At 70.1% G+C, this 13,466-nt stretch carries 11 protein-coding genes; 8 read left to right on the forward strand and 3 right to left on the reverse strand.

All coding sequences use genetic code 11. The features are described from left to right. Nucleotides 1–98: 98 nt before the first annotated feature. Complete coding sequence (gene pheA, locus ACLQ2Q_RS19605) at nucleotides 99–1,058, forward strand: prephenate dehydratase (RefSeq protein WP_425823045.1); 960 nt, start codon at nucleotides 99–101, stop codon at nucleotides 1,056–1,058. A 269-nt stretch (nucleotides 1,059–1,327) separates the two neighbouring features. On the opposite strand, the gene ACLQ2Q_RS19610 is transcribed toward pheA, so the two are convergent. From ACLQ2Q_RS19610 to ACLQ2Q_RS19620, 3 genes are all read right to left on the reverse strand, one after another. After that, nucleotides 1,328–2,380, reverse strand: a complete 1,053-nt coding sequence (locus ACLQ2Q_RS19610; protein ID WP_425823047.1) for an MsnO8 family LLM class oxidoreductase — start codon at nucleotides 2,378–2,380, stop codon at nucleotides 1,328–1,330. Between the two features lie 58 nt (nucleotides 2,381–2,438). Continuing rightward, entirely contained in the window at nucleotides 2,439–2,765 is a 327-nt protein-coding gene (locus tag ACLQ2Q_RS19615) for a TM2 domain-containing protein (RefSeq protein ID WP_425823049.1), read from the reverse strand. Nucleotides 2,766–2,845: 80 nt separating this feature from the next. Continuing rightward, nucleotides 2,846–4,201, reverse strand: coding sequence for a cryptochrome/photolyase family protein (locus ACLQ2Q_RS19620; protein ID WP_425823051.1), 1,356 nt, complete (start codon nucleotides 4,199–4,201; stop codon nucleotides 2,846–2,848). Between the two features lie 39 nt (nucleotides 4,202–4,240). Here ACLQ2Q_RS19620 and ACLQ2Q_RS19625 point away from each other — a divergent pair, with 39 nt between their 5' ends. From ACLQ2Q_RS19625 to ACLQ2Q_RS19655, 7 genes are all read left to right on the forward strand, one after another. Beyond that, the gene (locus ACLQ2Q_RS19625; RefSeq protein ID WP_425823053.1) at nucleotides 4,241–5,995 is read left to right on the forward strand and encodes a cation:proton antiporter; all 1,755 of its coding nucleotides are present in this window, start codon (nucleotides 4,241–4,243) and stop codon (nucleotides 5,993–5,995) included. Between the two features lie 84 nt (nucleotides 5,996–6,079). Next, on the forward strand, nucleotides 6,080–7,087 hold the full coding sequence (locus ACLQ2Q_RS19630) for a LacI family DNA-binding transcriptional regulator (protein WP_425823055.1): 1,008 nt from the start codon (nucleotides 6,080–6,082) through the stop codon (nucleotides 7,085–7,087). Nucleotides 7,088–7,339: 252 nt separating this feature from the next. Continuing rightward, complete coding sequence (locus ACLQ2Q_RS19635) at nucleotides 7,340–9,121, forward strand: glycoside hydrolase family 13 protein (RefSeq protein WP_425823057.1); 1,782 nt, start codon at nucleotides 7,340–7,342, stop codon at nucleotides 9,119–9,121. A gap of 29 nt (nucleotides 9,122–9,150) precedes the next feature. Next, complete coding sequence (locus tag ACLQ2Q_RS19640; protein ID WP_425823059.1) at nucleotides 9,151–10,518, forward strand: ABC transporter substrate-binding protein; 1,368 nt, start codon at nucleotides 9,151–9,153, stop codon at nucleotides 10,516–10,518. 78 nt (nucleotides 10,519–10,596) lie between these two features. Continuing rightward, entirely contained in the window at nucleotides 10,597–11,574 is a 978-nt protein-coding gene (locus tag ACLQ2Q_RS19645) for a carbohydrate ABC transporter permease (RefSeq protein ID WP_425823061.1), read from the forward strand. After that, complete coding sequence (locus ACLQ2Q_RS19650) at nucleotides 11,574–12,551, forward strand: carbohydrate ABC transporter permease (RefSeq protein ID WP_425823063.1); 978 nt, start codon at nucleotides 11,574–11,576, stop codon at nucleotides 12,549–12,551. Before ACLQ2Q_RS19645 ends, ACLQ2Q_RS19650 begins: the two co-directional genes overlap by 1 nt. Nucleotides 12,552–12,634: 83 nt before the next feature. Beyond that, entirely contained in the window at nucleotides 12,635–13,366 is a 732-nt protein-coding gene (locus ACLQ2Q_RS19655; RefSeq protein WP_425823065.1) for a hypothetical protein, read from the forward strand. Nucleotides 13,367–13,466: the final 100 nt, after the last annotated feature.

A 13,466-nucleotide genomic window follows, 5' to 3' on the forward strand; every position in this document is an offset into this window, starting at 1 on the left:
ACAGGGTGGCGTCAACTCTCGCCGGAGTGGTAGGCGCCCGGCGCGGGCGGACCCGGGGACGGACGGCGAGCGGATTCCGCGGCGATAGGCTGAAGCGCGTGACGAGTGAGCCCGAGATTCCCGCACGCCGCACGTACAGCTTCCTCGGACCCGCCGGCACGTTCACGGAGGCCGCCCTCGCTCAGGTGCCGGAGGCGCGCGGCCACGACTGGCGGCCGGTCTTCAACGTCGGCGAGGCGCTCGGCGACGTCATCCAGGGACGCAGCGACGCCGCCATGATCGCGATCGAGAACTCGGTGGACGGCGGGGTCTCCACGACGCAGGACGCGCTTGCCACGATTCCCGGGCTGCGGATCGTCGGGGAGTACCTCGTGCCGGTCAACTTCGTGCTCGTGGCCCGACCCGGCACCGCCCTCTCGGATGTGACGCTGATCGCGGCGCATCCGGTCGCTTACGCGCAGTGCCTGCAGTGGCTCACCTCCACGCTGCCCGAGCACGCGCACATTCCCGCGGCGAGCAACGTCGCGAGCGCGACGGGCCTGCTCGACGGGACGAACAACGCGGATGCCGCGATCGCACCGCCGTCGATCACCGAGCACCATGACCTCGCCGTGCTCGCGACCGAGATCGGGGACAACCCCAAGGCCGTGACGCGGTTCGTACTGGTCAGCCGGACGGCGCCCCCACCGGCGCCGACCGGCGCCGACAAGACGTCGCTCATCGTCGAGCTGCCGGAGGACCACCCCGGCGCCCTGCTCGAGCTGCTGGAGCAGTTCGCGACCCGTGGCATCAACCTCAGCCTGCTGGCCTCGCGGCCGATCGGCGACGAGCTCGGCCGGTACCGGTTCGTCATCGACGCCGACGGGCACATCGAGGACGAACGGATGGCGGATGCCCTGCTCGGGCTTCGCCGGTTCAGCCCGAAGGTCGTGTTCCTCGGCTCGTACCCGCGCGCGGACCGGGCCGTCGTGCGGTACCCGGAGCGCTACTCCGACGACGTCTTCGTCGAGGCGCGGGACTGGCTGCGCGGCCTGCTCAGCGGCGAGCCCGAGGCCTGAAGCCGCGCGCGCGAGTTCTGCGCGCAGCCCGAAGCGTGCGCGCAGCCGTAAGAGCTGCGCTCCGCGGCCTGGCCAGCGCTCGCGCTGCACTTCGCTGCACGGGCGCCGCGAATTGACGCAGCGCGCGGCAAGAACTGCAGCCCGCAGCGAAGGGGTCGGTCGAGAACTGCAGCGCGCGGCGAGAAGTGCAGCGCGCGGGGAGAACTGCAGCGCGCGGCGAGAAGGGCCGCGCGAAGCGCGGAAGGCCAGCGCGAAGCGCGAAGCGCGTCTCAGGCGACGAGCAGTTCGAGGGTCTGCAGGCGGCCCGGCGAGGCATCCATCGGCTCACCGTCGAACGAGCCGGCGACCGGCGAGACCATGACCTCGTCCACGCCGTGCGCGGCGGCGAAGTCCGCCACCTGCGCCTGAACGTCCGGACCCGTGCCCACGAGCCACCGGCTGCGCGCGGACTGCATGATCGATTCCGCGAGCGCATCGCCCTCGGCCGCCATCGCCGCCCGCGCCTCCTCGACGGTCTCGAGCGCGGTCAGCGGCTTGTTGGTGCGCAGGCGCGCCATCATCCGCAGCTGCGGTACGGCGCGGGCCTCGGCCTCCTCTGCGGTCGGCGCCGCGACCGCGTTGATCGTCAGGAACGTGCGCGGCTCGAGCAGCTGCTCGCTCGGGCGGAACCCGCTGCGATACAGCTCGAGCGCGCGCTCGAGGCCCTCGCCGGAGAAGTGGTTCGCGAAGACGTAGGGCAGACCCATGGATGCCGCGAGCTGCGCCGAGTAGTCGCTCGAGCCCAGCAGCCACACTTCGGGTGCCCCGTCGGCCGATGGGGTGGCGTGCACGCTGTACTCGCCGCCGCTCGAGAACCGCACGGTGGCGCCGTCGGGCGAGACCAGCCCGAGGATGTCGCTGATGTGCGACGGGAACCGCTCCACATCCGAGGTGGTGCCCGACATCCGGAGCAGCTGCGTGATCACCGGGTCGCTGCCCGGGGCGCGCCCGATGCCGAGGTCGATGCGGCCCGGGGCGAGCGCCTCCAGCGCGGCGAACTGCTCGGCCACGACGAGGGGGGAGTGGTTCGGGAGCATGACTCCGCCGGAGCCGACCCGGATGCGGCGGGTGCGGGCGGCAGCGGCCGCGATCAGCACCGGGGGAGTCGTCGACGCCACCGCCGGCATGTTGTGGTGCTCGGCGAACCAGTACCGCCGGTAGCCCAGAGCGTCGGCGCGCTCCGCGACGGCCAGCGAAGCGGCGACCGCCTGCGCGCTGGTCTGCGCCGTGCGCACCGGCACGAGGTCGAGGACGGACAGGGCGGGCGCTGGTGCAGAGGTCATCGCTGAGGGCAACCGCGACCGAGCCTCCGGGTATTCCCAGCTCGAGCGGCTCCCGCGTCTACGGCAGCCGCGGCGTGTAGGCGACGAGCAGCCCGCGCTTGTCGCGCATGGCGCCGGCGATGACGAGGATCACATCGATGAGCCACCAGATGCCGAACCCGCCGAGGGTGAGAAGCTTCAGGATGCCGGTGCCGACCTTGCCGAGGTAGAACCGGTCGATGCCGAGCTCCCCGAGGAAGATCGACAGCAGCAGGGTCGCCAGCCACGACTTCGGGCTGACCTGTTCGGCTCCCGGCACGGCGTAGGGCTGAGGCACGGCGAAGGGCTGAGGGACGGCGTGCGGCTGCGGGACGGCGGGCTGGTAGGCGGGGGCTTGCTGCGACATGGCGATCCTGTCATCGGGTTCGGGTGTCCTCCGAGCCTAAGAACGCACCTTCCACGCCGCACGGGGGCTGGCCCCCGGATTCAGGCCCCTGCCCGCCGGACCACCTCGTACGCGGCGAGCGCCGCCTTGCGCGACGCCGCCAGGTCGACGATCGGATCCGGGGCCTCACCGCTCAGGTGCTCCGGCGCCCACCGCTTCACGTAGGCACCGTCCGGGTCGAACTTCTTCGCCTGCACCTCGGGATTGAAGATGCGGAAGTACGGAGCGGCATCCGCGCCCGATCCGGCCACCCACTGCCAGTTGAACGGGTTGCTCGCGCCGTCGGCATCCACGAGGGTGTCCCAGAACCACTGCTCGCCGAGCCGCCAGTCCAGAAGCAGGTTCTTCGTGAGGAAGGATGCCGTGATCATGCGCACGCGGTTGTGCATCGTCCCCGTGGTCCAGAGCTCGTGCATCCCGGCGTCGACGACCGGGATTCCGGTGCGTCCCTGCTGCCACGCCCGCAGCGCCGTCTCGTCGGCCGGCCGCCACGGGAACGCGTCGAACTGCCGGCGCCAATTGCGCGTCGCGAGATCGGGGAAGTGGTACAGCACGTGCGCGGCGAACTCACGCCATCCGAGTTCGCTCAAGAAGCGGCTCACGCTGTCGCCGTCGGCACCGGATGCCGCGACGGCATGCCATGCCTGGTACGGGCTCACCTCGCCCCAGCGCAGGTGCGGCGACAGGCGAGAGGTCACCCGGTCGGCCAGCGTGTCTCGCCCCGCGGCGTAGTCGCCGAGGTCGTCGGTGAGAAAGGCCCTCAGCTGCTCGCGTCCGCCGCGCTCGCCGGGGATCCACAGCTCCCGCAGGCCGCCGGCCCAGTCCGGACGTGCCGGCCTCAGCTCCCAGTTCTCGAGCGCGTCACCGGGGACGGCCGGCGCCCCCGTGAGCTCCGGCTCCGGCAGCGGATGCCGGGGCTCGGGCAGCGCGCGGCACGCGTTCCAGAACGGCGTGAAGACGGAGAAGGATGTGCCCGAGCCGGTCTGCACCGTCCACGGCTCGAAGAGCAGCGAAGCCGCGAACGATGCGACATCCAGCCCGCGCTCCCGCAGTTCGGCCTTCACGGCGGTGTCGACCTCGCGCTCCGCGCCGCCGTACCGCCGGTTCCAGAAGACCGCCTTCGCCCCGATGGCCGCGGCGACCTCCGGCACGATCGCCCCGGCCTCGCCGCGACGCAGAACGAGGGCGACCCCTCGTCCGGCGAGCTCTCCCCCGAGGGCCTCCAGCGACCCGTGCAGCCACCAGCGCGACGCCCCGCCAAGGGGGCGGATGCCGGGCGAGGCCTCATCGAGCACGTAAAGCACGACCACCGGGCCGCGCTCCGCGGCGGTGGACAGGGCGGGGTTGTCGGCGATCCGCAGGTCATCGCGCAGCCACACGAGGCTCGGGGCACTCATGGCTTCGATCCTGCCATCGGCCATCGCTACCCTGGGCCGATGGACACCGAGATCTTCTACGTGCTCGTCGGAGCGGTCGCCGTCGCCGCGGTGGCTCGCTGGCGGGGATGGCCGGCGCCCCTGCTCGTGACCGTGGTGGCGCTCGCCGTGTCATACATCCCGGCCGTCCCCGACCTCGAGATCGACGGCGAGCTGCTGCTGAATCTGGTGCTCCCGCCGCTGCTCTACTCCGCCGCGCTCGACGTGTCGTTCGTCAACTTCCGGCAGAGCCTGCCGCAGATCCGCCGGCTCGGAATCTGGCTCGTGCTCCTGACCGCGCTCGCCGTCGGGGCCGTCGCATTCGTGATCATGCCGTCGCTGACCCTTCCCGGCGCCCTGCTGCTCGGCGCGATCGTGGCGCCGCCCGACGCGGTCTCCGCGGCATCCATCGGTCGTCGTCTCGGGCTCCCGCGGCGGATCATGACGGTGATCTCGGGCGAGAGCCTCATCAACGACGCCACCTCGCTGACGCTGTTCCGCGTCTTCGCGGCGATCCTCGCGGGTGCGACCGTCACCGTCCTCCAAGGGGTGGGGCAGTTCCTGCTGGCGGTGATCGTCGGGGTCGCAGTCGGTCTGCTCTTCGGCGTGCTGCTGAACCTGATCCGCCTGCGGCTGGCCGACCCCGTCGTCGTCGGAACCTTCGGGCTCCTCGTGCCGTTCGGTGCCTACGGCATCGCCGAGCACCTCCGCGGCTCCGGTGTGCTCGCGGTCGTCGCGATGGGGCTGTATGTCGGGTACCAGGCCCCGCGCACGAGCTACGCCACGCGGCAGCAGGAGCGGCCGGTGTGGCTCTCGATAGACCTGCTGCTCGAGAGCTTCGTCTTCGCCCTGATCGGGCTGCAGCTCCCGGGGGTGATCACCGAACTCGCGACGGGATCCGAGTCGGTCATCCTTCAGACGATCCTGCTCTCGATCGCCGTGCTGGCGGTCGTGCTGCTGGTGCGGCCCGTCTTCGTCTTCGCGAGCTACGCGTGGGGGCAGTGGTCGCAGACCAGGCGCGTAGCCCGCTGGCGTGCGCGGATGACCGCCCTGCCCGACGACGACGCCCGTCGCCGTGTGCGCCGTGGCGCGCCCGTGCCCACGGAAGGGCAGATCCGGATGCGGATGGAGCCCGTGCTCTCGCGTCAGGACCGCGTGGTGGTCTCATGGGCGGGAATGCGCGGAGTGGTGACCCTGGCCACGGCCGCCGCCATCGCCGACGTCGCCCCCGGCTTCCCCGAGTCGGCCGCGCACGCCATCGTGTTCGTCGCCTTCGTCGTCACCGTCGGCACCCTGCTGCTGCAGGGGCTGACGCTGCCCGTGCTGATCCGCCGCCTCGCCGTCGCCGACGCCGACGAGAAGGTCGACGACGCGCGCGAGCTCGACGCCGTGCGCGCGCGCACCAACGAGGAGGGTCGCGCCTACCTCGCCGCCAAGCGGGAGGAATGGGAGGAGCGCTTCGGCGCGGGCTTCTCCGACCGCTTCGACCGGCTGGCACGCTCGCTGACCCGGCTCGAGACCGACTCGGAACGCGCTCAGGATGCCGAGCTCGGCGCCACGCGCGACTCGGATCCGGGGCATCCGGCGCCCAACTATGCCGACTTCGCGTCGCTCTCGCGGGGCTGGCTGCAGGTGCGCCGCCGAGTCGTCCTCGAGGAACGCGACGCGGGCAATCTCAACGAGGAGGTGATGCGCGAGCTGATCGTGGCGATGGATGCCGAGGAGCTGGCGCTCGATACCCGCGGTGGGCTGCGGGGAGGCGACTCCCGCGCGTAGGCTCCGGGATCAGGTCGCTACCCCGGCATGACGCGGAGTGCAGCCGTTTGCATCCGCTTGCAAGTTCTTGCGTACACTGACGACATGTCGAAGCGACTCGCCGAGGTGGCGCGCAAGGTGGGGGTCAGCGAGGCGACCGTGAGCCGGGTGCTCAATGACAAACCCGGCGTGTCAGAGGCGACCCGACAGGCGGTGCTCACCGCGCTGGACGTACTGGGGTACGAGCGGCCGACCAAGCTGCGGGGCGAGCGGGCGCGACTGGTGGGTCTCGTGCTGCCGGAGCTGACCAACCCGATCTTCCCCGCGCTGGCCGAGATCGTGGGCGGGGGACTCGCCCAGAACGGGTACACCCCGCTGCTCTGCACGCAGAACGCCGGCGGCATCACGGAGTCGGACTACGTGGACCTGCTGCTGCAGCAGCAGGTGAGCGGGGTCATCTTCCTCGGCGGCAACTACAGCCAGGGCGATTCCCCGCACGGCCACTACGCGCGCCTCCGGCAGGTCAAGCTCCCGACCGTGCTGGTGAACGCGCGCGTGGACGACATCGCATTCGCCACGGTGTCCACCGACGACGCGGCCGCGGCCGAGCAGGCCGTGTCGCACCTCCATCAGCTGGGGCACCGCCGCATCGGCATGCTGATGGGGCCACTCGATCACATCCCGTCTCAGCGCAAGCTGGCCGCGGCGCAGCGGCTGCTGGACTCCCTCGGCTCCCCGATCGACGAGGGCCTCGTCATCCGCGGTCTCTACTCGCTGGAATCGGGGCAGGCCGGCGCCACCCGCCTCTATGCGGCCGGGGCCACGGCCATCGTCTGCGCGAGCGACCTGCTCGCCCTCGGTGCGGTCCGCGCCGCGCGTCGCGCGGGGTTGCGCGTGCCGCACGACGTGTCGGTCGTCGGCTTCGACGACTCGTCGCTGATGAGCTGCACCGAGCCGCCGCTCACGACGGTGCGCCAGCCGATCGAGTCGATGGGAAGGACCGTCATCGACCTCCTCCTCGCTCAGATCGCCGGCACCACCGAGGCGGGAGACGAGCTGCTGTTCGAGCCCGAACTCGTGCTGCGGGCGTCGACGGGCCCGGCACCGGCCTGACGGACGGCTTCGACGGCCTGACGGACGGCTTCGACGGCGTCGGCGGCTTCGGCGGCTTCGGCGGCTTGGGCGGCAAGGGCCGTCCGACCCGACGCGCCATCGCGCGCGAGACAGCTCACACGCGCCGAGGCGGATGGCGCATGCGGATGCCCGGCAACGCAAGCACACGCAATTTGCTTAAGTTCGTTGCGTTCTTGCGTCATACCCACCATAAAGCTACTGTGATCTCACAGCCCCGAGCACTGGAGATCCGTGGACAGCGACGTCCTGACCCGCAGCGGCCGCGCCTATGGCGCGGCATCCGACCGACGCGGCCCCTCCGCGCCGACCGATGGCGCGACGACGCCGCGCGAAGGCAGCGTCTCGCCGCCGCAGGACGATCCGCTCTGGTGGCGGTCCGCGGTGATCTACCAGGTCTACGTGCGCAGCTTCGCCGACGGCAACGGCGACGGTACGGGCGACCTGGCGGGCGTCCGGGCGCGACTGCCCTATTTGAAGGACCTCGGCGTCGACGCCATCTGGTTCAACCCCTGGTACCCGAGCCCCATGGCCGACGGCGGCTACGACGTTAGCGACTACCGCGACATCCACGAGCAGTTCGGCACGCTCGATGAGGCAGAGGCGCTCATCCGCGAGGCCCTGGCCCTCGGCATCCGCACCATCATCGACGTGGTTCCCAACCACATCAGCGACCAGCACGAATGGTTCCAGGCGGCTCTCGCCGCCGGACCGGGGAGTGCGGAGCGCGAGCGATTCTGGTTTCACCCCGGCAAGGGGGAGAACGGCGACGAGATCCCGACGCGCTGGGTCTCGAGCTTCCAGGGCGAGACCTGGACCCGCACGATGGAACCCGACGGATCGCCGGGCGAGTGGTATCTCCACATGTTCACGCCGGAGCAGCCCGACCTGAACTGGAATCACCCCGACGTGCGCCGCGAGCACGAGGACGTCCTGCGCTTCTGGTTCGACCGCGGCGTCGCCGGCGTGCGCATCGACTCGGCCGCGCTGCTCATCAAGGACGCCGATCTTCCCGAGGTCGGCGAGAAGCCCGACCACCCGACGGAGGACCGCGACGAACTGCACGACGTCTACCGCTCGTGGCGCGCCATCGCCGACTCGTACCCGGGCACGCGCGTGCTCGTCGGCGAGATCTGGGTACCGGACATCGAGCGGTTCACCGCCTACCTCCGCCCCGACGAGATGCACACGGCGTTCAACTTCGACTTCCTCGCCCGCCCGTGGAACGCCGCTTCCTTCCGGGCGTCGATCACGTCGACGCTCGCGGCCCACGCGCCCGTCGGCGCGCCGAGCACATGGGTGTTGAGCAACCACGACGTCACACGGCCGGTCACCCGGTACGGTCGCGAAGACACCGCGTTCGCGTTCCTGAAGAAGCGGTTCGGCGTGCCCACCGACCCGAGCCTCGGCCTTGACCGGGCGCGCGCCGCCGCGCTGCTGGTCGCCGCCCTGCCGGGCAGTCTGTACATCTACCAGGGCGACGAGCTCGGCCTCCCGGAGGTCGAGGACCTGCCCCCGCAGCTGATCGAGGACCCGATGCACTATCGGTCGGGCGGAATCGATCCGGGGCGGGACGGATGCCGCGTGCCGCTGCCGTGGTCGGGGCAGACGGCTCCGTTCGGGTTCGGACCCGACGGCAGTCGATCCTGGTTGCCGCAGCCCGCGTTCTGGGCGACCCTCACCGTCGAGGCGCAGCTGGCCGATCCTGCCTCGACCCTCCATCTCTATAAGCAGGCCCTTCGACTGCGGCGGCAACTGCCGGAACTGGGCGATGGCGACCTCGAATGGTGGGATGACGCGGTGTCCGGCGCCCCCGGCATCCTGGCCTTCCGACGTGGCGAAGGCTTCGCCTGCCTCGTGAACACCGCGGAGGACCCCGTCGCCCTGCCCGCCGATCACGAAGTGCTGCTCGCCAGCGCCCCCGTTCAGGACGGTCGGCTGCCGGGCAACGCGACCGCATGGCTTGCATCCCGCACCACCCACCCCTCGAGGGAGCCCGCCGCGTCGAGAGGCTGACGCGGTCCCTCACCATGAAAGGAAAGACGATGAAGTCACCAGCAAGGGTCCTGCTCGCCGGTGTCGCCGTGGCAGCGACCGTCGGCGCACTCGCCGGCTGTTCCGCCGGCGACAGCGGCTCGGACAGCGACAAGACGGAACTGCGGGTCGCGACCTTCCCGCCAGGCGCGGATGCGGCGGCCTACGAGGCGTTCGCCGCACAGGAGAAGCAGTTCGAGGAGGAGAACCCCGACATCGACATCGTCGGTGTCGAGTACGAGTGGGAGGGGCCGACCTTCGCCGTGCAGCTCGCCGGCGGAAGCCTTCCCGACGTCTTCACCGTGCCGTTCACCGACAGCAAGACGCTCGTCGAGAACGGCCAGCTCATGGACGTCACGGAGGAGATGGAGGAGCTCGGCTACACAGACAGCTTCAACCCGATCATCCTCGACGGCGTGACCGACTCCGACGGGAACATCTACGGGTTCCCCCGGCAGGCCTACGCCGCCGCTCTGCACTACAACCGGGACCTGTTCGAGCAGGCAGGGCTCGACCCGGACAGCCCGCCGAAGACCTGGGACGAGGTGCGGGAGGCGGCCATGGCCATCACAGAGGCCACGGGCAAGGCCGGCTACGCCCAGATGGCCATCAACAACACGGGCGGATGGCAGCTGACCTCTCAGACCGCGGCACGAGGCGGCCGCACGCAGATCGACAACGGCGACGGCACCTACGAGTCGACGATCGACAACCCGGCGACGAAGTCCGTGCTGGAGTTCCTGCACGCGCTCAAGTGGGAGGACAACTCGTTCGGGTCGAAGGTGGATCTTGACTGGGGGACGATCAACCAGGAGTTCGCCGCGGGCAACATCGGCATGTACACATCCGGGTCCGACATCTACACCGCTCTCGTCCGCGACTTCGGGCTCGACCCCGACGTGTATGGAATGACGGTCGTACCGCTGGAGGGCGACGAAGCCGGAACCCTCGGCGGCGGCGACATCGCGGTGATGAGCCCGAAGATCGACGATGAGACCAAGGCCGCCGGCGTCGCCTGGATCGACTGGTACTACATGCAGAAGCTGCTGGACGAGGATGCCGCGGTGCAGGACGCCAAGACGCTCAGCGAGTCCGACCAGGCCGTCGGAACGCCGCTGCTGCCGGTGCTGAGCCGTGAGCTGTACGAGCAGTCCCTGGTCTGGATCAAGGACTACATCAACGTGCCGGTCGACCAGATGAAGCCCTTCACGGAGGGCATCTGGGAGCAGACGCCCGTCGGCGAGCCCAAGGGCAAGACGCAGGAGATCTACGCCCTGATGGACCCCATCGTGCAAGCGGTGCTCACCGATGAGAACGCCGACATCGACGCCCTCCTCGCGCAGGCGGATGCCGACGCGCAGGCGCTGCTCGACGAATAGGCCTACGCGCGCTGAGAACAAGGCAGGTGGATGCCGCGGCCTCGCGCCGCGGCATCCACCGCACCCGGGAAGAGACTCATGAGTGTGATCGACAGGGCACCGGCCCCCGCTCCGGCGGGCGGCGATATTCCGCCGCCGCCCGTCCCCGCGCGGCGGAGGGCGCGACGGACCCCCGCGACGTGGGTGCGCGGCGGCGGCCTCTCGAACCTGCTCTTCCTGCTCCCGATGCTGTTCGTCTTCGGCCTCTTCAGCTGGTCGCCGATCGCGCAGTCGGTGATCATGAGCTTCCAGGAGACGAACCTGGTCGACGCTCCCGAGTGGGTCGGCCTGAGCAATTTCGTCCGCGTGCTCGAGGATCCCCTCCTCGGCAAGGCGGTGCTGAACACCGTCTACTTCGCGGTGCTCGCGCTCGTGCTCGGCTTCCCCCTGCCGCTGTTCATGGCGGTGCTGATGAGCGAGGTCAAGCGGATGAAGGGGCTGTACAGCGCCCTCGCCTACCTGCCCGTCGTCGTTCCGCCGGTCGTGGCGGTGCTCCTGTGGAAGGTGTTCTACAGCGCGGACCCGAACGGCGTCTTCAACACGATCCTCGGGTGGGTCGGCATCCCGGCCCAGCCGTGGCTGCAGTCCCCTGCCACCGCTATGCCGTCGCTCGTGCTCGAGGCGACGTGGGCCGCCGCCGGCGGAAGCATCATCATCTACCTGGCGGCTCTCCTCGCCGTGCCGCCGGAGCTCTATGACGCCGCGGAGGTCGATGGCGCCGGCATCCTGCAGAAGATCTGGCACGTCACGCTGCCGCAGCTGCGCGGCATCCTCTTCATCATGCTCATCCTGCAGGTGATCGCGACCGCGCAGGTCTTCCTCGAGCCGTTCCTCTTCACCGGCGGCGGACCCAACAACGCCACGAAGACCGTTCTGCTCCTCATCTACGACTACGCCTTCCGCAACAGCCTCGGCGGCAACTACGGCATGGCGACGGCGCTGTCGGTGATGCTCGCGATCTTCCTCGCGGCGCTGTCGTGGGCCTACTTCCGACTGACGAACCGGTGGAGCACCTGATGACCACGACCATCTCGCAGACGACGTCGAGGGAGGGGCTGCGCGACTGGATGGCGCGCCGCCAACGCGGTGCGTCCGGGCCCGCCGACGACGAACGCGACCGCAGCATCGTCTCCCCCGCCGAACGCCGACGCCCCGGGACCGTCGCCGGCATGTCGCTGGTGCACCTGTTCCTGCTGGTCGGACTGGTGATCGCGGGGCTCGGCCCGATCCTCTGGCTCGCGAAGTCGGCCATCACCCCGACGCAGGACACCCTGTCGCAGCCGTTCGCGCTCTGGCCGAACGGCATGGACTGGGCGAACCTCTCCGTCGCCTGGAACGACATCGAGATCTCCAAGTACTTCGCGAACACAGTGCTCATCGCACTCGGGGCGTGGTTCTTCCAGCTGCTCGTCGCGACGACCGCCGGCTACGCGCTCTCGGTGCTGCGCCCGAGGTACGCGCCCATCCTCAACGGGCTGATCCTGATGACCCTGTTCATCCCGGCCGTCGTGCTGTTGGTGCCGCTGTACCTGACCATCGTCAATCCGCCGTTCCTTCCCGATGACGCGACGCTGCTGAACAACTGGGTGGCGGTGTGGCTGCCGATGGCGGCCAACGCCTTCAACATTCTGCTCGTCAAGCGCTTCTTCGACTCCCTGCCCCGCGAGGTCTTCGAGGCGGCACGCACCGATGGCGCCGGGCCGTTTCGACTGTTCTGGTCGATCGTGCTGCCGATGTCCAAGCCGATCCTCGGCGTCGTCTCGGTCTTCGCGGTCATCGCCGCGTGGAAGGACTACCTGTGGCCGATGCTCGTGCTGCCCGACAAGAACTGGCAGCCCCTGTCCGTGCGCCTGCCGGCGGTGCAGTCGCAGACCGAGCTCGATGTGTTCCTCGCCGCGCTCGCGATCTCCACCATCATCCCGATCGCCATGTTCCTCGTCTTCCAGGGCGTCTTCCTGCGTTCGGCGGGACTCGGCGGAGCGGTCAAAGGGTGACAGTATTCCGTTTCGATCACGGGGGCCCGAGAAGGTGCCCGAATGGATGCGCTCGCCGGAGCGCGCGGCGCTAGATTGACCGCATGACCGCCAAGCGCAGCATCCTCGCCCTCTCTGCCGGCATCGCCCTCGTCACGCTTCTCTCGGCGTGCGCATCGGGCCCGAGTACCGCGGGATCCACCCCCTCATCCGCTCCTTCCTCCTCCGCATCCGCCTCCGGCGAGGAGGTCGAGGTCGAAGCCGCCTGGCTCAACGGAGGCACGATGATCGGCCTCGTCTCCTACGGCAGCTCCACCTGCGTGCCGACGGTCGACACCGTCGAGGTGGCCGATGGCGGCACCCTCTCCGTGACTCTCGCCGATCCCGAACCCGACACCCCCTGCACGATGGACTACGTCCCGCGCGTCACGCTCGTGGACGTGCCCGCCGACGTCGACCCGTCGCAGGATCTCAAGGTCGAGGTGACGGGCGACGGCTTCACCGCCACCGCCGAGCTCGACGGCATCGAGGTCGGAGAGGCTCCGGACGAATACGGCCCGACCGCCGGTTGGACCGGCGAGGACGACTCCTTCGTGATCCTGACGTGGGGCAGCTCGACCTGCGCCCCGGTCATCGAGAGCGTCGAGCCGACCGGACCCGCGGAGGTCACGGTGACCTTCATGACGCCGCCGGCCGACCAGGTCTGCACGATGGACATGGCGCCGCGGGGCACCCTCGCCACGGTCTCCGGCCTCGAGGCCGACTCAGGGGTCGAGCTCGTGCTCACGGGCGGCGAGTTCACCGGCGCGCGCGTGGTGATCCTCGGCGAGAAGTAGCCCGCGCGCGCGACCCCGCGCGCCCCTGCCACCGGCACGAACTACGGAGAATGTCGCCAACCTCGGCCGATTGCACCGGAAACCTCCGAGCACGGTGACA

Origin of the sequence: Microbacterium sp. DT81.1 (assembly GCF_049844955.1) — a bacterium.
GTDB lineage: Bacteria > Actinomycetota > Actinomycetes > Actinomycetales > Microbacteriaceae > Microbacterium.